Source organism: Ruminiclostridium papyrosolvens C7 (assembly GCF_000421965.1).
In the GTDB taxonomy this organism is placed as follows: Bacteria; Bacillota; Clostridia; order Acetivibrionales; family DSM-1351; genus Ruminiclostridium; species Ruminiclostridium papyrosolvens_A.
Genome location: NZ_ATAY01000050.1, coordinates 1 through 553 on the forward strand (window position 1 = coordinate 1; position 553 = coordinate 553).

1 protein-coding gene is annotated in these 553 nt (G+C 51.2%); it reads left to right on the plus strand.

The annotated features are described in order from the left end of the window. The first annotated feature begins 104 nt into the window (after positions 1 to 104). A complete protein-coding gene (locus L323_RS33110; protein WP_009224117.1) occupies positions 105 to 536 on the plus strand; it encodes a hypothetical protein in 432 nt (143 codons plus the stop codon). Positions 537 to 553: the final 17 nt, after the last annotated feature.

A 553-nucleotide genomic window follows, 5' to 3' on the forward strand; every position in this document is an offset into this window, starting at 1 on the left:
ACCTGAATTGATTTAAATTTGAAACGTTTCCCTTGGCTTGTCCGTATTACTCGATGGGGAAGCGAACATACTTATCTTACAATCATAGGAGGAGTTTATAGACGATGTTAAAAAGAATAATGCTTCTGATGATGGTCTTCACCGTCTTCTTCACCTTCACCGCCCCTGACTTTGCTGACGCCAGACGCGGCGGATTCAAATCCGGCCCTCGGTCGTACAATCCAACCCCGAAGAAGCCGTCGCAAAGCGAATATCAGAATACGACGGGCAATCGCACCGGAACCCAAACGGGAACTCCGACAACAAACCGCGGATTCTTTAGCGGCGGCAGCTTTATGCGCGGCATGATGATCGGCGGGCTTGCGGGTCTGCTGTTCGGCGGCCTATTCAGCAGTATGGGCTTCTTCGGCAATCTGCTGGGATTAGCCGTAAATCTGTTGGCAATCTATGTGATCATTGCCGCCGCAATGGCTCTGTACCGCCGATTCAAAAAGCAGCCGCGCCACGACGATTATCGCAACGGAGGCCGTTATTAAGCCATGATCCTCGGTAT